The sequence below is a fragment of the Paenibacillus sp. FSL H7-0735 genome, from assembly GCF_038008505.1.
GTDB lineage: Bacteria > Bacillota > Bacilli > Paenibacillales > Paenibacillaceae > Paenibacillus_AQ > Paenibacillus_AQ odorifer.
The window spans coordinates 3166420-3185762 of the sequence record NZ_JBBOZH010000001.1 but is presented as its reverse complement, the minus strand read 5'-3'; the positions used below and the strand labels follow the sequence as shown (position 1 = coordinate 3185762).

Genomic DNA, 19343 nt, shown 5'->3' with positions numbered 1-19343 from the left:
CCTCCTTGTTAATGGATCTGCTTAGTATGCTCTTCTCGGTATTCTGTTGGTGTTTGACCACTAGCCTTTTTAAAAACCTGTGTAAAATAACGCGGGTCCTGATAACCGACGAGAGGAGCTATCTGATACACTTTTACGTTGCTGCTCTGCAAAATATACTTCGCCCTCTCCATCCGGCAGTGTGTAACATACTCCAAAAAGGTATAGCCCGTTATTTGTTTATATAAAGTACAGAAATGACTGATACTGAGATCAGCCAGCTCCGCTACTTCCTCAATACTCAAATCTTTATGGTAATTACTCTCAATATAACGTTTCGCTTTCTCGATGGCGCTACGCGTATCCTCGCGATTCACAGGCTTGTTCCCTTGCTCCAATCGCACACCAAATTCTTCTTTCAGAGCAGAGATCACTTCATTTAAAGTGCCAAGATTGTGCATCTTGCTAAGCAATCCATGTAAAGACCAATCTGAATTTATATTCAAATACTCATAATTTCTGTACAACACAACGATCATTTCAACAAGAAGACGTTCAGCCATATCCTTAGGAACAGCTTGTGACTCAATAAATAAAGCAAGCTCATCAAATAAAGACCACATCCGGTCTCTATTTAAGGTACGTATACTTTCAATCAACGCGGTTTCCAGCTCTTTTGGGTATTTCACCTCTTTACTGCTAGGGAACGATATCTCTTCATCAATAAAGACCCCGGCAAGACCCGAATAGAACCGTTGATATAAGGCCTTCGCAGCCAGAGGGTAAACCGTACTTAATTGATCAATGCCTTGTGTGGTGCGGCTGATGCCTACGGAACAAGACTGCTTAGAGTATCTCTTGATCCCCGCTATCAAATGTTCACCAAGTTCTCTTCTGCTGGCGCTTAAAGATCCAGGGAACAGTAGTATCCACTCTCCATTATGAAACGGGAAAACCGTCAGCACTCCATGTTCCAGTGACCATTCTTCCACAATATTGCGGATTGCAAACAGCCATAGCCGTTTTTCTTCTACACTCCATTGATTGCTCAGTGTGGAGTAATCATCTAACTGGACAACAGCCATGAAATATCCGCTCTCCAGTTCACTGTTCTCCAGCCATTTCAGATGCTCAAGCGGCCTTGCATTTCCCAAAGTGATTTCTGCAAACAGACGTTCACGTGCAAGCAGTGACAGCATCTGCACAGAATGAATCAGCTGATCATTTTGCTTCTGTTCATCCAGCTTGGTTCTCGCGCGGTTTAACATTTCAACCAGTTCATCATGATCGATCGGCTTCAATAAATAATCAAAAGCGCCTTGACGTAATGCTTCTCTTGCATATTCGAACTCTCCGTACCCGCTTATAAAAATAAACACCAGCTTCGGATTTTTAGACAATACTTCCTTCATCAACGTAATCCCGTCAATTACGGGCATGCGAATATCACTAATCACGATATGTGGTGAAGTGTCTTCTATTAAGCGAAGAGCTAATTCTCCATTTCGTGCCTCTCCCACAATCTCCATCTGAAGATCATTCCATGGAATGGCTGCTTTTAAGCTACGAAGAATAATCGGCTCATCATCCACGATTATTACTTTATATTTCTCTTGTAACTCATCCATTCCCTGCACCTCCAGGATCATTGTACACTTGAGCTTTGGATCAAATTCCAATATTGAATGGAGGATGCCTGCACTTGCTTTAACGCTTGCTCAGCTGACATTTCTCCGTTAATCATCTGTTCTATAACACTCAGGAACGTTTTTTTCACTTCTGGTGACAATACATTATCATAAGGGACAAAGCTCTTGCGGTTAACTTCCATCATATTCATGACTTGCGCGAATACGGGTCCTGTCTTCTCAGGATCAAAGGCGATGCGCATGGACGGAATTCTCAACCCTTCATATACAATCCGTGTCTGAACCTCCTGGGTGTAAAAAGCTTTCATGAGATCGAGTGCAGCCTCCCGCTTCGCTCCGCTTAGTTCGGAGGAAAGGCCGATGCCAAATGTATAACCGCCGGCTATCGAAGGTTGTTCCCCCTTCTTCAATGTGGGAAAAGGAATAACACCTACCTCATTTTGAAAATCCGTAGGAGCAGCTGCGCCGGCAAATAAATTGATATCCCAGTTTCCGTTTAGATACATCGCAGCCTTGCCGCTCGTAAATAGTCCCACCGCATTTTCTGTGGATAACACATTTGATTTCGTGCTGAAGGCACCTTCTTTAATCCATTGCTCCAAGTGCTGAAAAGCCTTTAAATAGACCTCATTCTGAAAGCTGGCTTGATCTTCACCAGTAATTAGCTTCTCGATCAAGTCGGCGCCGGCATAACGATCCATTAAATAATGTGCAAAAATCCCTGCGGGCCAACGATCCTCGTTGCCAAGTGCAAATGGAATATACCCAGCCGACTTCAGCTTTAGTATGGCAGCATCAAGCTCTTGCAGCGTTTCTGGCGGCTTCAAACCCAGCTTTTCGAATATGGTTTTATTAAAATATAAGGGTTCAGCATTCCCTTCAATAGGCAAGCCATAAATATGGTTGTCAAAGGTCCAGAGATCCAGATCCTTGAATTGATTGGTCAGCGCATTCTCCCTGACGAAATCAGTCAGATCAATCAGGCGCTTAGAGCGCACATATGGCTCAATTTCCGCTCCACCGAACAAAACAAACATATCTGGCGGGGTGCCAGTAACCATCTCGTTCTTCAGCTTTTGATCACGGTGCAACGTCTGATCTAAACCTTCAAAGTTAACTTTCACATTTGGATGTTCTGATTGATATTTGTCCACGATATCTTCATAAATAGTCAACAGTGGCCGATCATGCTCTTTAATCCAGAAATGACGGAAAGTTAATGTGATTTTTTCTGGTGAATCATCTTCAATGGGTTCTTGCTTTCCTAAAGTTATAAATAAAACAGCACCCGAAATCAGCACTAGATATAACCACATCCAGCCCCATTTCAATAACCATTTTTTGATAACAATCTCCCCCTTCTTTCCGCACGGTCGATTACGGCAGTATTTTTGGTATTCGGATTCGGATGGTTGAACCAAAGCCGGGGGAAGAACACACTAGTATGCCGTATGGACTGCCGAATCGAATATTCAAGCGTTCATGCACATTTTTAAGCCCCACGCCGCTATCACTGTATTTCTTCTGAGCACTTCCCTCGTTATCCCAAAGACTCATCATCTTGGAAAGGTCAAAGCCGGGGCCGTTATCTTTTACGATAATGATCATATCCGTGCCCATTTCATAGGCCGTAATCTCAATGATCCCTGGGTCCTCCATCTGCTCAATCGCATGATACAGCGCATTCTCTACAATCGGCTGAACGATCAGCTTTTGTGTCATGAACGTCTTAAGACCATCCGAAAGATCTATGATATACGAGAATTTATCTTCAAAACGAAACTTCTGGATATCCAAATAATGACGGACATGCTCGAACTCCATATGCAGCGGAATCAGCTCCTGATTCTGACTGATGCTGATTCGCAGCAGCTTGCCGAGTGAGATGACCATTTTGCTAATATCTTTATTGCCTTGCAACACTGCCATCGAATTAATCGATTCAAGTGAATTATAAATAAAATGAGGGTTAATCTGCGCCATTAGCGCTTGCATTTCTGCTTCCTTCTTACGTCCCTGCTCAGTCTCCACCTGCACAAGCAGCTCATTGATCTGCGTGCTCATCCGATTAAAGCCATCAATCAGCAAATCACTTTCATCATCAGCACGATAGGGTGTAGTGATCGGTGTAAATATCCCCTGCTTCACCCGCTTCATCCCGTTAACCGCACTATTAATACTATGAACGAGCCTCCGTACGAAATAGCGGTCGAACAAAATGGCGGACAACAGCGAAACAGTACTTAAAATAATCGCAATATTTCGGATGGATACAGATTCTGACGAGATTAGATTCATAGGTGTAATGGCTACTAAATACCAGGCTGCATTATGAGAAGGTAGGAAGGTTATAAGTGATTTTTCCCCCTGATAGTTGTCGATGTAATAGTCATGTTCTTTAGCATAATCATTTTGTAAAAAGGGGAAATCTGTGCGTTGTCCAATATGTTCACCGGATTTATTAAAAACAATATTTCCTAGCTTGTTGACCAGCAAAATATCCCCCTTCTTGAGGGTTGCTGCTTCCCAGAAAATCTGATCCAATAAATCAGGTTTTACATTAACAACCAGATATCCGATATCTTCGAGAGAATATGAATCTTTGATTACTCTTGCTTGTACAAGTACCGGATTGCCGGAGATCTCCGAGCCATTTTCTCCCGGTCCTGACCACACGGGCCGCCCTTCGGCGCCTTCCATCGCGTCAAACCAGCTTTGTCTTTTCAAGTCCTCAAAGGACATCGATGCATTGTATTGATAAATTAAACGATCTTTACTATAAAAACTAAATGAAGTAATCATCGGATGATCAATAAGATAACTGCTAAGCTCTTGCTTTCGATCATAAGTGATTACAAAGTTCTTCTGCTTCAGTGATTGCTGAACAACCGGCTGCGTAATTTTTGAATTCGTGATTGAGGTGATTTCACTAAGCGCGAATTTAAGCTTTCGATCCGTTTCAAGCAGTGAAATCCAGTAGAAGTTGCTTGATTTTTTCTCCATTGCATTAGAAAAATTAACGTAAGTGACGATCCCCATCAGAATAACCGGAATAAAGACGAGAAGAATAATAGCGAACAAGATTTTACGGCGGAGTTTCATGATATTCCCCTTCCCCCTGCTGTCTCTGTCCTCTAGTATTCTTCACAAAACCGCCTATTCCCTGTAAAGATCAAAAAGTAAGATCAGCTCTTAATAGCTCCAGAAGTAAGTCCAGCAATCACCCAGCGGCTAAATAACAGGAATACAATCAGCAGTGGCAAGGTTGCCGTAAATGTTGCTGACATGATCATTCCGTAGTCTAGACCATCGCGATTGGAGAACAGCTGCTGGAGCGCAATTTGAATTGTGAAATGCTCTTGATTCTTCAGTACCACTAAAGGCCAGAAGAAGTCATTCCAAACGGTCATAAAGTTCAGGATACCTAGTGTTGCCATAGCTGGAGTAATGACCGGGATAGCGATGTTCCAGAAGATCCGGAAATGTCCGCCGCCATCGATCCGACCTGCTTCAATCAATTCCGTATGTACAGCTGTAGTGATATACTGCCGCATCCAGAAGATCCCGAAAGCATTAACCATCGCCGGAACAATAAGTGCCTTGAAGGAGTCTATCCAGTGGAGCTTGGCCATAATTACGTAAGTAGGTAATACACCAAGCTGCTGTGGCACAAATAATGTAGCAATTACAAAGTAGAACAGAAAATTTTTAAACGGAAATTCATATTTGGCAAAGGCATAACCTGCCAGTGTACAGAAAAACACGACTGATATTGTAACCATAGAAGAGACAAATAAAGAGTTGCCCAAGGCTTGAAAGAAGTCCGTTTTGTCCAGTACCCGCTGGAAATTCTCAAAAAACTGGTCTCCAACCGTAAGTAAAGGTGGCACATGGAATACTGCGCCTCTGTCATTAGTGCCAACTACAAACATCCAATAAAAAGGAAAGATGGACACGAGCGCACCAACAATCAGCAATAGATAAAATCCTAACTTGCCGATGATCCCTAGATCATCCGGATCTTTTTTAAATACACGCAGCGTACTCACGCTTTACCCCCTCCCGTATCTCCACCCATGCGATTTGAGACCAGCATATTGAGGACAGAGAAAATAATCGTGACCAGGAACAGCAAGACTGCCGTAGCTGCTGCCGTACCAAAAAATCCGTTACGGAATGCTTCGCTATACAAATAAGTAACCATAGTGATTCCTTCCTGACGTGTAGATCCAGTTCCCGCTTGGCCCAAAAATACATAAGGCTCAGTGAACAGCTGCAAGGCACCTATAGTAGAAAGCAAGGTAACAAATACAATGAATGGCTTCAATAGCGGTAACGTTATAAAGGTTAGCTGTTGTCTTCTGTTCGCACCATCAATACGAGCGGCTTCATATAGATCCGTAGGGATGCTTTGCAATCCTGATAGAAAAATAATGGCATTATACCCCGTCCAGCGCCACATTACCATCGTAGAAATCGCGATTTTAACGCCCCACCAACCAGAGTTGAAGGCCATACTATCTAATCCCAAGCCGTTTAGAATCCAGTTGATCATTCCGTTGTTGCCAAACAGTGTACTGAACACGAGCGTAACCGCAACGATAGACGTAATATTAGGCATAAAAAATAAAACCCGGAAAGTCTTCTTAAAGCGAGTCATCGCTGAATTCAGCAAAACAGCAATCAATAGAGCTAGTAATATCTGTGGAACAGTACCCATAAGGCCCATAATTAAAGTGTTGCTAAAAGAAATCCAGAAAGTCGGATCACTTGTGACCAGATCATAGTTTTTCCACCCTACAAATTTCATAGGATTCAGGGCATCCCATTTAAAGAACGAGAGATAGATCGTGAAAAAGATCGGATATAGTCCAAATATCGAGAACAGAATAAAAAAGGGCGAAATAAATGTGTACGCAGTGATGCGGCTCCTTCTTTGTTCAGTTAAAAAGCGGCGCTTGCTCTCGGCATGCGGACTTGAAATAACAGGTTGTGCCATGTCACACCTCCAGGTAATCTAACGTGTAAATCCGAATTCACAGAGAATGTTTCACTCTATGAATCCGGACCTTCTAGAAATTAAATTTCAAAAGCTTGAAATCTTAGCTGCGTTCAGCCAATGTTTTCGCTTGTTTTACTGCTTCGTTCCATTCTTTGGTCGGATCTGCTTTTTTCTCCAACACATTTTTCAATGCGTTTTTGAAGAAAGTATCGGTTTGGTCATGAAGCGGACCGTAGTATACAGGTTTTACCCGGTTTGCTGCTTTACCGAATTCTACAGCGGTTTGTTGACCACCGAAGAAATCATCTTTGAAATCTACGAATGCAGGATCTTCATACAGTGCAGGAATGGAAGGCATAAGTCCTTTAGTTTTGAACGATTCCAGTTGGTTTTCCTTGTTATCCATCCATGCGATAAAGTCATAAGCTTCTTTCGAGTGTTTGCCTTCTTTTGGCAGCGTCAGGAACGAACCACCCCAGTTACCAGCACCTTCAGGGAGCTGAGCAATTTTCCATTTCCCAGAGGAGTCTGGAGCATTACTCTTAACATTTCCTGCCATCCAAGCTGGTCCCATAACTACTGCAAATGAACCGTCGTTCATGCCTTGACCCCATTCAGGAGACCAGAGCATAACATTGCTGATCCAGCCTTCTTGAATACCTTTAACCGTGAAATCATAAGCTTTTTTGACTTGCGGATTGGTATCTCCAATAAAGCTGCCATCAGCTTTGCTGAAATAGATTTCATCAGCAGATTGGTCACGCAAAGCATTAAAGGTAAGATCCGTAAGGTCTACAAATGGTTTGCCTGTTTTTTCTTTGAAAGCTTTGGCAACAGCTGCGAACTTATCCCAAGTGTCAATAGCAGCGCCGAATCCTTCGGAATCACTTGGCAGTCCAGCCTCTTCAGCCAAATCTGTGCGGTAATATACGACCGTTGGGCCGATATCTGTTGGAAGACCCAGCTGGAAGCTGCCATCTACGGAAGATGCTTGTTTCCATTTCCAATCCAGATAGTTGGCTTGAATATCTTTGGCACCCAGATCATTCAGGTTATAGAACTTGTCCTGAGCGTTGATGAAACGTTCCATGAAACCGATTTCAAGTTGGAAAATATCAGGTGCACCCGATCCTGCCGACAAAGCAGTGGTCAAATTATTATGGTGAGCGGTTTGGTCACCGGTATTTTGCACTTTGATCGTAATGTTTGGATGTTCCTTAGTGTACTCCTTCGCTAAATCCTCGTAGTTCACGTTGCCCAACGTCCAGAAAGAAAGTTCGATTTTCTCAGCCGGTTCTGTTCCCTCATCTTTAGTGGGTTCACTAGTGCTTGCTGCGTTGTTACCTGTATTTTTGTTCGATGTGTTGTTGTTCTCGGCGTTGTTGCCTCCGCATGCTGCCAGTGAACCTACGAGCATGATAGCGACTAACGATAGCGCCAAGTGTTTTACTTTATTCATTCCCCTGTACCCCTTTCAAAGGTTTCTCTTACAAGAATTAGTGTACAGGGTTTAAATTCTTTTTTTGAGGAGGTAAACTTCCGATTTATGGTGGAAATAATTACGAAACGCGGAAAAGCTCAAACAAATATTTCGTACAGGCCTATACCTGCTAAGGAGGGAGTATAGAATTTTGTCCAATTATGTTCCTCACAGGATACATGTACTTCATCTTAAATTGGATTTCTTGTGCTTCCGCAGGTATACTATTTTTATTTCTTACTTCATTACATGATCAAAGGAGTTATTCCCCATGCCAATTAATCGCCCGCTGCTAACCGACAGCGATTTCCAAGAAGCCGTTGACCGCAAATTACCTGTTCGTGTATTTCAGGACGATCATTTAGTAAATTCAGGAGCTACCGTTGTCCGCTTCACTGATTTTGATGTTGTTATTCAATCTAGAGTTAGTGATCTGACTTACTACTCTCGCAAGAGCTGCGAATTTTTTGAGGTCAGACCCTAAAGAAAGCCGGAATGCAATGATCTCTAAGATCATCGCGTTCCGGCTTTCTTTAACAAACATAGGTTATAGCTTTCATACTTAATTTTTGTTGTAGGTGCTGTACACTTTCATTTTCTCATTCAGAACTTCCTGGAAACTCATTCTCTTCTTGTCTGCTTTCCCTTGCTTGGGATTGACCACGGGTTGAGGTCTAAAAAACTGATGATTGTAAGCCATAAGATTATGTACGATCACATTCATTGGATTTCAACCTCCTTCCGTGATGTTCCTGAATTTTGCATTTCTGCTTAATTACTTACGGCTTATTTACCCAGCTTCGCCAAAATTCAAACAGTTTTATCTCCCCCTAATGTCAAAAAAAACCTCCAAGCCATATAAAACAGCTGGAGGTTGTTCATATTCCTTATTGTTTTAGCGTTGTGACGGGAACCTTGCTTTCCCCTTCGTTTCATTACTATGATCAATCCGACCGCGCATCAGTTCAAGCAAATATTCGGGATCTGAGTTCGTATGCAGCATTTGGAGTGCAGTTTTTGGTGCAAAACCTTCAGCCACACTATGTGAAATCAAGGCTTGCAATGGATTAAAATAACCTCGAACATTCAGCAGCCCTATAGGCTTCTGATGAATACCAATCTGCATCCAGCACAGAATTTCAAACAGCTCATCAAAGGTTCCAAGACCTCCCGGCAAAGCAATAAAAGCATCCGCCATACCGCTCATTACCGCCTTACGTTCATGCATACTGGAGACCTCAATCAAATTCGTCAATCCGGAGTGTCTGATTTCATCTTGAAAAAGATCCACTGGCATAATTCCTACAGCTTCGCCGCCATTCGCAAGTACCCCGTCCGCAACCTGTCCCATAAGGCCATTCCGCGAACCTCCATAGACCAACCTACAGCCTTGTGCCGCTATATGATAACCTAATTCCCTAGCCATTTCCGTATATTCAGAGTTAAGACCTGGATTCGATCCGGCAAACACACATATTGTAAAAGCCATTCCTATCACTCCAGACTGGTTATTATGGTGCAATTGAGATTAATTCACTTATTGTACCTCAGAATATTAATATAAGTGTTAAATGAAAATCATCTTTTTGTCTGTAATGTTAATTGGTACAGCGTACTATTCCAATCCGCAGAAAGACCTAGAGCTTTAGCCAAAGCTGCTGCTGGAACTAGCGAAGTATAGCTTACTTTAATGGATTCTGCTGACGGTAATGAAATTTTCTTTCCAGCTTTCGTCAACGTCAGTTCCCCCTCCAAAGAGAGGGTAAATCCCAGACTTTCTGTTACATCCCTAATCGGTACTTTTACACTACCATCCTTAAAAATAGCGGACTGTACGGAGTCAATTTTTTGACCATCTACAATTACAGTAACAGGCTTTAAAATAGGAGATATAGCAAAAGGACGTGAATCAACAGCACTAATTCCGAGTTGACCAAACATATTCGTTCCCCAAGCCACAGCTGTACCATCCTTCAGGACTGCATACTTACTATTCTCACCCTTGGCAAAAGAAACAGGATCACTTAGTCCTTTTATTAACTTAGGCTGCGTAAAAACCAAACGGTTGTCGGTTGTAGGTTGGGTACTCCAAGTCCACACGGTGCCATCTTTTTTAACAGCTACAAAGTTGCCTAAATCCAGCGTAAGTTTCGAGATCGATTTTACGGCTGTAATCTTTTGCAGACCTTGTAGTGAGGTACCAGCTTTCCATACCCAGTATTCTCCTTTTTTATTGGCAACAAGGTTGAAGCCGTTTTTCGTCTGGACAGATACAATATCCGTAAGACCTGGCATCTTGCTCATCGTGACTTCGTTATAATTATTGCTGTCAATTGTTCCCCAGACGCTCCCGCTCTCGGTTAAAGCCAGTATACTGCGATCGCTCATGGAAACAGACTTCACATGGTATAAATCCTTAACTGGGGTCGGTTTCTTCATCACGTTCGTGTTCTCTGTTTGCGGGATAGCACTCCAAATCCACAGGGTACCGTTAGTTCGAATGGCGGCATGATAAATACTGCTTCCGATCCACTTCACTTCGCTTAAACCCTGTACCTTAGTGGCAGCAGGCAGCTCTGTATAGCCCACATCTGAAGCTTCTGGAGGATTCCACTGGAGAAGGCTTCCATCGTTTCTCAAAGCTAATGCACTATGCAATCCTGACGTTATACTAACCACATCTGTCATTCCAGAGATCCCTTGAGGAAGCAGAACCTTGTGTTGTTTAGCACTTGCCCCATTGCCAGCTTCTGCAACACTCTTATCCCGATAATCTCCCCAAGCCTTAACCGTGCCGTCTTCGTTCAGCGCTACATAGTACGCTTCGCCGATCGCCAGCTGTTTCGTATGTTCAAGCCCAGCTATTTTATGGGGAGTAATCGTCCAACCCTCAGGCCCGGCGGCACCATTAGCAAATTGACCAAAAACATTACTCCCCCATGACCAAACAGTTCCATCAGTTCTCACTGCGAAGGAGCTTCCACCCCAGAAACCTGGCGAAGCAACAATCTCCTTAATCCCACTCAACTTCGCAGGTGATGGAGCTGCACTTATAACTTGAGGGACAGACAATGCAGTCACCAGAGTTGAACAAACCAACAAACTAAGCAGCCTTAGCTTCCTTGCAAATAAGTGCATCTTGATTTTCCCTTCTTATGATATTATTGTAATTATTATTTCTATTACACTAAGACGCTATAAAGCTGACAAAAGTTGTACTTTATCTTAAATCCCGGGATTCAGATTGGTTTGAATTATGATATAATTACGCTGCCTTAGATCTGCTCTTATTCAACCGCAATACCGGAACCAAATGATCATGGAGGGAAATCATGCTTAAATTTATAGGTATTATGATGCTTTTCAGATTAGTGGGCAACCCTTTTCTGGCTTTATTCATCCTGCTTGTTATCTTGTATTTCTTAGATCGGCGATACGTGGGGATCTTCCCTAGTATTACAAAGCCCTTCAAACGAGTGCGGCAAATCTCCAAGCTGCGCACAACGGTATCTTTGAATCCAAATGATGTTTCTGCTAAATTTGATTTAGCCCGGAATCTGTCAGAACGTAAAAAGTATAAGGAAGCCAAAGATATTCTGCTACAGATCGAAGACCGTTACGAACAGTCTGCCGAATATTGGGTAGAGCTGGGTCATGTGAATCTTAAGCTGGGCGCTTTTGAAGAAGGCGAAGATCAGATGCTTCGTGGTCTAGAAATCAACCGAAAGGCCCAATATGGTCAGCCATATCTTCGGTTAGCGGAAACCTTTCGCCATACAGATCACGATAAAGCGTTGCATTACGTTACTCAATTTCAAGAGATTCAGTCTTCCTCTAGTGAAGCCTATTATTTAGCCGGCTCCATGTACAAAGCATTGGGCAGAACCGAGGATGCTAAACGTGCTTTCGACGAATCCACCGCCATCTACCGTTCGCTACCCAAATATAAAAAACGGCAAGAACGCGGCTGGGCGTTACGTAGCTTTTTTGCCAAGATGAAATAACCTTTGCACTTATATTTCAACCAAAAAACCTCTAGCCGCCTATTTATTTAGGCGAACACTAGAGGTTTTTTGCTGTGTAGAGTGATTACATGTTTACATCTTGTTTAGTGGGTTCTCCACTTTGTTTGACCGCAAATGGCCACCAGTTCCCACGGCCGAAGATCCGTACCATAACAGGGACAAAAAATGGCAAGAAGATTAGCGCATACAAGGCCAACCCTACGAGCACCACTGTTGCAATCTGCATCATCGACAATACGCCTGAAGGATACATCGATGCGAAGGTGCCGCCCAAAATAACTACCGCTGAAAGAATGACTGTTCCCATATTGCGCATGGCATGCAGGATCGCTTCTCGAACATCCCATGTTTTATATTCGTTAAAGCGGGCCATTAAGAAAATACTATAATCTACACCAAGCGCAATCAGCATAACAAAGCTGAAGAATGGCGTTGTCCAGGTAATCCCTTCAAAGTGCAGAAGGTGAACGAATATAGCCTCTGTAACACCCAATGCCGAAAAATAAGTAATCAAAAGAGAAATAATAAGGTAAATCGGCATTACGATTGAACGAAGCAGCAACACCAAGATGATGAAGATCCCACCCAGCATTAAGATTACTGTACGTGTGTAGTCTTCGTTGGAAATATTACGCAAATCGTTCTGACTGCTTGTAACCCCGCTGATTGCAGACTCCGCATTTTCCAGCTTCGTTCCTTTCACTGCACGATCTACTGCTGCTTGAATATCATCAACACTGTCGATAGCTTCTGAACTATATGGATTCTCAGTGAATACCACATCCAGCGTCATCACCTTACGGTCATCAGACAAGTAGGTATCGAATACCTGCTCTATGCCTTCAGCTTCAAGAGCCTCAGCCGGTACAAAGAATCCACTCAGCTCATCATCCTTAGCCGCTTGAATCTGATTCAAATAATCTTGTGCGGAACCCAGCCCACTGGTAATTTGTTTCAAGCCGTTTGCACTGTCGCTTAACCCAGTAGTTAAGGCTCCTATCTGCCCTGTTAATTGACCAAAACCATCTGCAAGCTGCTGCTGTCCGCCTTGTAATTGATCTAGGCCACTAGTAATGGATGGAATTTTATCTACGATCTGTCCTTGGCCTGTTGCGGCCTGCTCCAGCCCAGATTGCAGCTGACCGATTCCCGCAACGAGCTTAGCTAAACCTTGTGCGAGTGCGCTTTGCCCTGCCGAAGCTTTGGCATAACCAGCATTCGCCTCGTTTAAGCCTGCTGCTGCTCCTTTAAGCTGCTCTGAGATCTGCCCGAGACCCGCCGCCAGCTGCGCTGCCCCAGTACCACTCTGCGTTACGGTGCCTTTAATCGTCAGGTAATTAACATCCTGCAGAATTTCCGGATAACTGCTCTCAAGACCCGTAAAAGAACCATCCAGTCCCTTCAATGCTTCTGCCACACCTTGCAGCTGCTGCGGAAGCTGCCCAAGCCCTTGATCCAACGCAGTTAAACCGCTGCCGATTTTTTTATAGCCCTCCAGCAGCTTCGTATTGGCATCCGCAAGCTGCTTAGCACTAGCAGCTGCCTGTTGAAGTCCTGCTTTGATCTCTCCTGCACCTGCTGAGCCGGTTTTTATTCCGTTCTCAATACGTGCCAGCCCATCACCTAACGCGACGATACCATCTTTCAGCTCTGCTGTGCCTTCCGTCAGCTTAGCGCTGCCTTGAGCAGCCTCCGTAAGCTTAGGTGCATTTTCACTCAGCTGTTTACTTGCTTCAGACAATCCCGTTTGAATCTTGGTCAGTCCCTCACTGGTCTGATCCAGACCGTCAGATAAAGTCCCCACCTGATTCGGGATTAAGAAATCACTGATCAGCTCTCCCGTTGGACGAGACATGCTGCGCACCGATTTTACGCTGTCCACTTTTTCCAGCTCGCGGCTGATTTTTTCTGCAAGTCCAAGATATTCTGAAGTATCCATCCGGTCATCATTTTTGATTACGATCTTGCCAGGCATGGATTCACCCGGCCCGAAGCTATCCGAAATGATGTTAAATCCTTTTACCGAGGCATATTCTGAGCCAATTTCCTCCAAGCTGTTGAAGGACAGCTTTCCGCTATAGGTAACAAGGAACGGAGCTACGATTACTGCAACAATTAGCAGCGCGGCCCATGGTCTTTTTAAGGAAAAAGAACCTGCTGCTCCCCAAATACGGCTCTCACTGTGCTCCAGCTTGCCGCGTGAAGGCCAGAAGAGCTTTTTGCCAAGTACCGCCATAAAGAATGGAACAATGGTTACAAGCGCCAGCAGCATAACCGCAATCCCCACGGCAACGGCTACCGCCGAGCGATACAGAATGAATTTGGATAATCCAATCGCTACAAAACCTACGAATACCGCAAGTCCGGAATAGAACACCGTCCCGCCAGCCTTACGATAGGTTGCAATAATAGCACTTTTGGTATCTTCTGCTGTCATCATTTCTTCTTTAAAACGACTGATCAACAGGATACAATAATCCGTACCAATCCCGAACATGACCGCAACCATAAAGATTTGAGTAAACGTAGATAATGGAAAATCATAACGGTCTACTAAAAAAGCCACAACAGACTGAGAAACAATATAGCTGAGTCCTACGGTCAGTAGCGGAACAAACGGTGCCACGAACGAACGGAACACCACGAACAGGATAAGTAAAATAAATACTACCGTAATATATTCCGATTTCTTAAGCCCGGCTTCCGAGCTAGCAATCATATCCTCAGTAATCAGACCCTCACTGGTTAAATAATGATCCGCCTTAACATCTGAGAGTAATTCATCCACTTTATCAGGAAGTGCGGTGACAGACTCTCCTCCGCCTTTGATAGACAAAGCCACCATAATCGTCTTGCCATCCTTGGCAATCAACGTATCCTTAAGTTCACTTTGTGAAAAAGGATCGGTGATGGAACCAATCTGCAGCGTCTCCTTATTCGCAGCCAACTTCTCAACACCCTGCTGGATACTGGCTGTTTCATCGGCTCCGATTCCCTCAGGATTATTGAATACAAGAGCTACCTGATGCAGTGTCTCTCCGCCCTTGTCATTCGCCGCTTCCTTTAAGATCTCTGCCGCTCTAGAAGAGGAATAGCCATCAGGTACAGTAACCTGCCCCTTCTCACGTACAAGATCAGAGAACGAAGGGGCCGTCATGACCAAAACTACGGCCACAGCGAGCCAGATTGCGATAACCGCCCATCTTGCTTTTAGAATCGTCTTCATGGATTCTTCCCTCCATCATCATTCTGAATTAAATTCGCCAGTTTCTCGAACATCATGACGAACATTTCAATATCCTTCTCTTCAAAATGAAACAAATACGGGGAAATCACTTCATGTACCTGCGTCTCCGCTGCTTCAAAAACTCTTTTCCCGTGCTCAGACATCGATAAATACACCTGGCGGCGATCATTCTCGTCACGAGTTCGCTCGATAATACCCGCATGCACCAATCTGTTGATGATTGCTGTAATGGAGCTTTTACCCACGCAAAAAGATTCAGCAAGATATGTAGACGTACATTGTTCCTGAGCATTAATCAACCGAAGAATTTGATACTGATCATTTGTTGTCTCCGCAGCAATACTATCTTTAATTCTTGCTGCTACTTGTCTGGTCACAATCAAATAAGCATCCATGTAGCGATTGATCCAATGTTGCACTTCGTTATCCAAAGCTTCCTACCTCCAAAATATAGTTCAACTGTCGAACAGTTTCATTGTCAAACTATAATACCTGCCTTTATAAAAGTCAATTGGCTTTTTTCGGGCATTTAAAGGCGAAATGCACAAAAAAACAGGCCGAGATTTCTCTCGACCTGCCATTTTATGACCTCCAAAGACTTTTTAGTCCTCTTCCTCGGTCTCTTCAACTTCGTATACACATCTTAACATTTCAATTCCGGCTGCATTCTCTCCTAAGCTGTACACCATAAAACCTAGACTGCGATAAAAATCTGCGGCGATTTCATCCTCAGTCTCAGCTACCAGATAACGCGGCTGACGAGAAGCGAGCAGCTCCAGAATCATCCCCCGTGCATAACCTTTCCCTCTATTCTCTGGCAAGACGGCAATATGCCGAATGTCCAAAGAACCGTCTTCGGTTTCTTCGAAGCCTACAAGACCAAGCAGGAGTTCTTCTTCTTCCCAGCCATATAACTGCAGCCCGGCTTGTTCGTTGTACTCAGACGAAGTCTGCTCCAAAGCGTTGGGGTCATCAATGACCGCATACGTCAACAGCTCGTTCACCTCAGGCGAACCAATAAGGGATTTAAGATCTACCAACATTGTTCACATTCCTCCTTCTCTGTTGCTTCTGTACCCGATTCGAAACATACCGTAACCTGTCCATATCCCTAACATGTTTAACAATAAATCATCAATATCAAAGCTTCCCACATGCAGCAGCATTTGCAGAGACTCCAAAAGCAGGATGCAAGTAACAGCATATAAAGAGATTCTTATCCAAGAAATTGGCCGTGTCTTTGCAAGTGGAATTAGTATACCAAATGGAATAAACACAACAACATTTCCAAGCAGATTCACAAACCGGCTGATCCGCGATAACCCGTTATTCATGTCGAAATAAAGTGACACCGTACGTAATGGGATCAAATTGTACTGAAGCGGGCCACCTGTATGAATCTCACGCCCAAAACCGATGAACATCCAATAGATAACAGTAGCACTATACAGAGTCAGCCCTATCCGTGTCAATGCTCTCAGCTTCCGTAAACTGCTAGATTCTCTAGATCTACGAACGATCAATTGCCCGGTTTAACTTCTATAATTTCAATGCTTCCATCTTTTTTACCCACAATAGCCATAGCTGCAATTTCGATAAATAGGCCGTGTTCTACAACTCCCGGAATACTTTGGATGGCCAGTGCCAGCTTCGGTGCGGACTCAATCGCTTCGAACCGGCAGTCTGCGATGTAATTGCCGTTATCTGTCTTGTACAGCTCTTCTCCACTACGACGCAATTCAGGATTGCAACCCAGCTTCGCAAGTTCAGCCACAGTCCATTCCCATGCAAAAGGAACAATTTCTACAGGCAGCGGGAATTTGCCGAGTGTATTTACCACTTTACTCTCATCGGCGATAACGATCATACGAGTACTGTTACTCGCAACAATCTTCTCCCGAAGCAGTGCGCCACCGCCGCCTTTAATAAGCTGCAGATTGCTGTCCAGCTCGTCCGCTCCGTCAATGGTCAGGTCCAGACTATCAATATCCCCAAAAGCTACGATTGGAATCCCAAGTTCACGCGCCTGTTCTTCGGAAGCACGGGAGGTTGCTACAGCGGTAATCTTTAGACCTTCACTGACGCGCTCACCAAGCTTGTTGATCGCCCAATAGGCAGTAGATCCAGTGCCAAGGCCGATCTTCATGCCATCTTTTACAAATTCCACTGCTTTTTCCGCGGCTAATTGTTTAACATTGATACTCATTTTATTACCCCCATGTTATCCGTTATAATGATCTATGATGATGTTGAAATCACCTATTGTTCAGGAGGATTCCGGATGAGAACCGAAAACCAAATTCAATCTAAAATCAACGAATTGACACTGCAGCGCAGATCTCTGGAATCAAGATTAGCTTCATTAACAGAAGACAGTCCACAGCAAGATAACCTACAAACTCAGCTCACTAGAGTAGAAGATATGATCATGATGCTGGAATGGGTGCTTAATGCACCCGTAGGGAGATATCATGCCTAAGTGCTGACTGGCATCCATTAATAATCAATCACTGGGCCGGTAGCCGTGTTTAACATACCGGCTGTTTGATTCTTTTTTATATCCAAATTTGTATTATGCTTTGCGCAGAGCAAAAAATCAATATCTTTCACCCTACTCTATGTATATTGTAAATTCACTGCATCCTCTAGATTGAGAACCATCTCTTTTTCTGTGTGATTAGCCGTCCTGTGTAAGTAGGCTTTATGCTCAGAATACGCATTCAAAGGCATTGGCCTACTAATCTTGTCAAGCATATTACGCTCGACATCGGCCAGTAAGTAATCACCTTTACCCGCAGCAACTCTGCACAGAATAATCATAGCTACAGGCTTGTTCACAACAACCGCTCCATTCGACCGCGCAAATACAGTGTATTGAAATAACGGAATGGCCTCAGGTTCTTCAACACCAGCTGCACTAGATTGGTCAAAGATAGAATACATAAGGGAAGGATCACTTGATGCAGTACCGAGTTTCTTCTGATTAGACACCAACTTGCTGTTCTGGTAGGCAAGGAATCCCGCTGCTGCCAGCACAAGCACAAGTAAAATAAGCAATATCGCATACATCATCCCATCCCCACCCCCCACTCCAAAATAACAATTCCGGTTATATATTATCATGGAGGGAGGCCTAAGCCAATCTTATATTATCTGAAATTCAGCGCATACAGGTAATACTGGTTCTATAAAGTTATTTTGAAATATTCAAAATAACAGTTGAAACTTTGATTTGCATGTCTCATAATGTAAATATGAATGTTGCTTGTCAATCCATATGGAAATCAAGGGAGGAAATTTAAAATGAAGTTTTTCTTGGATACCGGAAACATTGAAGAAATCAAACGTATTACTCGCCTGGGACTAGTGGATGGCGTAACGACTAACCCTTCGCTGATCGCTAAAGAAGGAAGATTGTTCAAGGATGTTATCAAAGAAATCGTTGCAATCGTTCCAGGACCTGTAAGCGCAGAAGTAATCGGACTTACAGCAGAAGAAATGCTCAAAGAAGCATACGAAATTGCTGAATGGGCTCCAAACGTTGTAATTAAACTCCCTATGACTGAAGATGGCTTGGAAGCTTGTTATGAGCTTACTAAAAAAGGCATCAAAACTAACGTTACACTAGTATTCTCCGCGGCTCAAGGTTTGATGGCTGCTAAAGCAGGCGCAACTTATATCTCTCCTTTCGTAGGTCGTCTGGATGATATCGGTGTTGATGGAATGAAGCTGATCAAGGATCTGAAGACTATCCTGACTAACTACAACTTGAAATCCGAGATCATTGCAGCAAGTATCCGCAACATTGCACATGTTGAGCAAGCAGCTATTGCTGGTGCTCACATCGCTACAATCCCAGGCTCACTTCTGCCAACCCTCTGGAAGCACCCGCTGACAGATAACGGTATTGAACGTTTCTTGAAGGATTGGGAATCCGTTCCACAAGCCTAAGAATATCTTT

Annotated in this window: 19 protein-coding genes; 4 read left to right on the top strand and 15 right to left on the bottom strand. The window is 43.7% G+C overall.

The features are described 5' to 3' along the window. Positions 1 to 8: 8 nt before the first annotated feature. The 6 genes from NSS82_RS14350 to NSS82_RS14325 all read right to left on the bottom strand — a co-directional run bounded on the left by NSS82_RS14350 (position 9) and on the right by NSS82_RS14325 (position 8089). A complete protein-coding gene (locus NSS82_RS14350; protein WP_036686284.1) occupies positions 9 to 1607 on the bottom strand; it encodes a response regulator in 1599 nt (532 codons plus the stop codon). Positions 1608 to 1624: 17 nt separating this feature from the next. Continuing rightward, on the bottom strand, positions 1625 to 2944 hold the full coding sequence (locus NSS82_RS14345) for an ABC transporter substrate-binding protein (protein WP_038574400.1): 1320 nt from the start codon (positions 2942 to 2944) through the stop codon (positions 1625 to 1627). Positions 2945 to 3005: 61 nt separating this feature from the next. Continuing rightward, positions 3006 to 4730 carry a cache domain-containing sensor histidine kinase gene (locus NSS82_RS14340; RefSeq protein WP_076273870.1) on the bottom strand — a complete coding sequence of 575 codons (1725 nt, stop codon included), beginning with the start codon at positions 4728 to 4730 and terminating at the stop codon, positions 3006 to 3008. Between the two features lie 83 nt (positions 4731 to 4813). Beyond that, positions 4814 to 5677 carry a carbohydrate ABC transporter permease gene (locus NSS82_RS14335; RefSeq protein ID WP_038570403.1) on the bottom strand — a complete coding sequence of 288 codons (864 nt, stop codon included), beginning with the start codon at positions 5675 to 5677 and terminating at the stop codon, positions 4814 to 4816. After that, positions 5674 to 6627, bottom strand: coding sequence for a carbohydrate ABC transporter permease (locus tag NSS82_RS14330; protein ID WP_036686279.1), 954 nt, complete (start codon positions 6625 to 6627; stop codon positions 5674 to 5676). Before NSS82_RS14330 ends, NSS82_RS14335 begins: the two co-directional genes overlap by 4 nt. Positions 6628 to 6730: 103 nt before the next feature. Then, positions 6731 to 8089, bottom strand: coding sequence for an ABC transporter substrate-binding protein (locus tag NSS82_RS14325; protein WP_036686277.1), 1359 nt, complete (start codon positions 8087 to 8089; stop codon positions 6731 to 6733). Positions 8090 to 8381: 292 nt separating this feature from the next. Between NSS82_RS14325 and NSS82_RS14320 the strand changes: the two genes are divergently transcribed. Next, positions 8382 to 8594 carry a hypothetical protein gene (locus tag NSS82_RS14320; protein ID WP_036686275.1) on the top strand — a complete coding sequence of 71 codons (213 nt, stop codon included), beginning with the start codon at positions 8382 to 8384 and terminating at the stop codon, positions 8592 to 8594. 78 nt (positions 8595 to 8672) lie between these two features. Here the strand turns inward: NSS82_RS14320 and NSS82_RS14315 are convergent, their stop codons facing one another. The 3 genes from NSS82_RS14315 to NSS82_RS14305 all read right to left on the bottom strand — a co-directional run bounded on the left by NSS82_RS14315 (position 8673) and on the right by NSS82_RS14305 (position 11248). Further along, positions 8673 to 8834: a hypothetical protein gene (locus tag NSS82_RS14315; protein ID WP_169744764.1), complete on the bottom strand. Its 162-nt coding sequence runs from the start codon at positions 8832 to 8834 to the stop codon at positions 8673 to 8675. Positions 8835 to 9005: 171 nt separating this feature from the next. Then, positions 9006 to 9599 (bottom strand): LOG family protein, encoded by a 594-nt coding sequence (locus tag NSS82_RS14310; RefSeq protein WP_036686273.1) that lies wholly within the window; start codon positions 9597 to 9599, stop codon positions 9006 to 9008. A gap of 89 nt (positions 9600 to 9688) precedes the next feature. Continuing rightward, the gene (locus tag NSS82_RS14305) at positions 9689 to 11248 is read right to left on the bottom strand and encodes an RCC1 domain-containing protein (protein WP_076273871.1); all 1560 of its coding nucleotides are present in this window, start codon (positions 11246 to 11248) and stop codon (positions 9689 to 9691) included. Positions 11249 to 11442: 194 nt separating this feature from the next. Here NSS82_RS14305 and NSS82_RS14300 point away from each other — a divergent pair, with 194 nt between their 5' ends. Next, positions 11443 to 12114, top strand: a complete 672-nt coding sequence (locus tag NSS82_RS14300) for a tetratricopeptide repeat protein (RefSeq protein ID WP_038570388.1) — start codon at positions 11443 to 11445, stop codon at positions 12112 to 12114. Positions 12115 to 12199: 85 nt separating this feature from the next. On the opposite strand, the gene NSS82_RS14295 is transcribed toward NSS82_RS14300, so the two are convergent. The 5 genes from NSS82_RS14295 to rpiA all read right to left on the bottom strand — a co-directional run bounded on the left by NSS82_RS14295 (position 12200) and on the right by rpiA (position 17582). Then, positions 12200 to 15361, bottom strand: coding sequence for an MMPL family transporter (locus NSS82_RS14295; RefSeq protein ID WP_076213027.1), 3162 nt, complete (start codon positions 15359 to 15361; stop codon positions 12200 to 12202). Continuing rightward, a complete protein-coding gene (locus tag NSS82_RS14290; protein ID WP_036686266.1) occupies positions 15358 to 15813 on the bottom strand; it encodes a MarR family winged helix-turn-helix transcriptional regulator in 456 nt (151 codons plus the stop codon). The genes NSS82_RS14295 and NSS82_RS14290 overlap by 4 nt, the downstream gene beginning before the upstream one ends. 171 nt (positions 15814 to 15984) lie before the next feature. Further along, positions 15985 to 16425, bottom strand: a complete 441-nt coding sequence (locus tag NSS82_RS14285) for a GNAT family N-acetyltransferase (protein WP_076273872.1) — start codon at positions 16423 to 16425, stop codon at positions 15985 to 15987. 3 nt (positions 16426 to 16428) lie between these two features. Beyond that, on the bottom strand, positions 16429 to 16854 hold the full coding sequence (locus NSS82_RS14280; RefSeq protein WP_081386763.1) for a VanZ family protein: 426 nt from the start codon (positions 16852 to 16854) through the stop codon (positions 16429 to 16431). 47 nt (positions 16855 to 16901) lie between these two features. Next, positions 16902 to 17582: a ribose-5-phosphate isomerase RpiA gene (rpiA, locus tag NSS82_RS14275; protein ID WP_143761392.1), complete on the bottom strand. Its 681-nt coding sequence runs from the start codon at positions 17580 to 17582 to the stop codon at positions 16902 to 16904. Between the two features lie 81 nt (positions 17583 to 17663). Here rpiA and NSS82_RS14270 point away from each other — a divergent pair, with 81 nt between their 5' ends. After that, positions 17664 to 17861, top strand: coding sequence for a hypothetical protein (locus NSS82_RS14270; protein WP_036686261.1), 198 nt, complete (start codon positions 17664 to 17666; stop codon positions 17859 to 17861). A gap of 137 nt (positions 17862 to 17998) precedes the next feature. Here the strand turns inward: NSS82_RS14270 and NSS82_RS14265 are convergent, their stop codons facing one another. Beyond that, positions 17999 to 18454, bottom strand: a complete 456-nt coding sequence (locus NSS82_RS14265) for a hypothetical protein (protein WP_076101672.1) — start codon at positions 18452 to 18454, stop codon at positions 17999 to 18001. Between the two features lie 231 nt (positions 18455 to 18685). On the opposite strand from NSS82_RS14265, the gene fsa reads away from it, so the two are divergent. Then, positions 18686 to 19333, top strand: coding sequence for a fructose-6-phosphate aldolase (fsa, locus tag NSS82_RS14260; RefSeq protein WP_036686257.1), 648 nt, complete (start codon positions 18686 to 18688; stop codon positions 19331 to 19333). The last annotated feature ends 10 nt before the right edge of the window (positions 19334 to 19343 follow it).

What these genes read in the sequence shown, in the direction of transcription:
- NSS82_RS14350 (WP_036686284.1), bottom strand. Translation starts at nt 1,607, where the DNA reads ATGGATGAGTTACAAGAGAAATATAAAGTAATAATCGTGGATGATGAG.
- NSS82_RS14345 (WP_038574400.1), bottom strand. Translation starts at nt 2,944, where the DNA reads ATGTGGTTATATCTAGTGCTGATTTCGGGTGCTGTTTTATTTATAACT.
- NSS82_RS14340 (WP_076273870.1), bottom strand. Translation starts at nt 4,730, where the DNA reads ATGAAACTCCGCCGTAAAATCTTGTTCGCTATTATTCTTCTCGTCTTT.
- NSS82_RS14330 (WP_036686279.1), bottom strand. Translation starts at nt 6,627, where the DNA reads ATGGCACAACCTGTTATTTCAAGTCCGCATGCCGAGAGCAAGCGCCGC.
- NSS82_RS14325 (WP_036686277.1), bottom strand. Translation starts at nt 8,089, where the DNA reads ATGAATAAAGTAAAACACTTGGCGCTATCGTTAGTCGCTATCATGCTC.
- NSS82_RS14320 (WP_036686275.1), top strand. Translation starts at nt 8,382, where the DNA reads ATGCCAATTAATCGCCCGCTGCTAACCGACAGCGATTTCCAAGAAGCC.
- NSS82_RS14315 (WP_169744764.1), bottom strand. Translation starts at nt 8,834, where the DNA reads ATGAATGTGATCGTACATAATCTTATGGCTTACAATCATCAGTTTTTT.
- NSS82_RS14310 (WP_036686273.1), bottom strand. Translation starts at nt 9,599, where the DNA reads ATGGCTTTTACAATATGTGTGTTTGCCGGATCGAATCCAGGTCTTAAC.
- NSS82_RS14305 (WP_076273871.1), bottom strand. Translation starts at nt 11,248, where the DNA reads ATGCACTTATTTGCAAGGAAGCTAAGGCTGCTTAGTTTGTTGGTTTGT.
- NSS82_RS14300 (WP_038570388.1), top strand. Translation starts at nt 11,443, where the DNA reads ATGCTTAAATTTATAGGTATTATGATGCTTTTCAGATTAGTGGGCAAC.
- NSS82_RS14295 (WP_076213027.1), bottom strand. Translation starts at nt 15,361, where the DNA reads ATGAAGACGATTCTAAAAGCAAGATGGGCGGTTATCGCAATCTGGCTC.
- NSS82_RS14285 (WP_076273872.1), bottom strand. Translation starts at nt 16,425, where the DNA reads ATGTTGGTAGATCTTAAATCCCTTATTGGTTCGCCTGAGGTGAACGAG.
- NSS82_RS14270 (WP_036686261.1), top strand. Translation starts at nt 17,664, where the DNA reads ATGAGAACCGAAAACCAAATTCAATCTAAAATCAACGAATTGACACTG.
- NSS82_RS14265 (WP_076101672.1), bottom strand. Translation starts at nt 18,454, where the DNA reads ATGATGTATGCGATATTGCTTATTTTACTTGTGCTTGTGCTGGCAGCA.
- fsa (WP_036686257.1), top strand. Translation starts at nt 18,686, where the DNA reads ATGAAGTTTTTCTTGGATACCGGAAACATTGAAGAAATCAAACGTATT.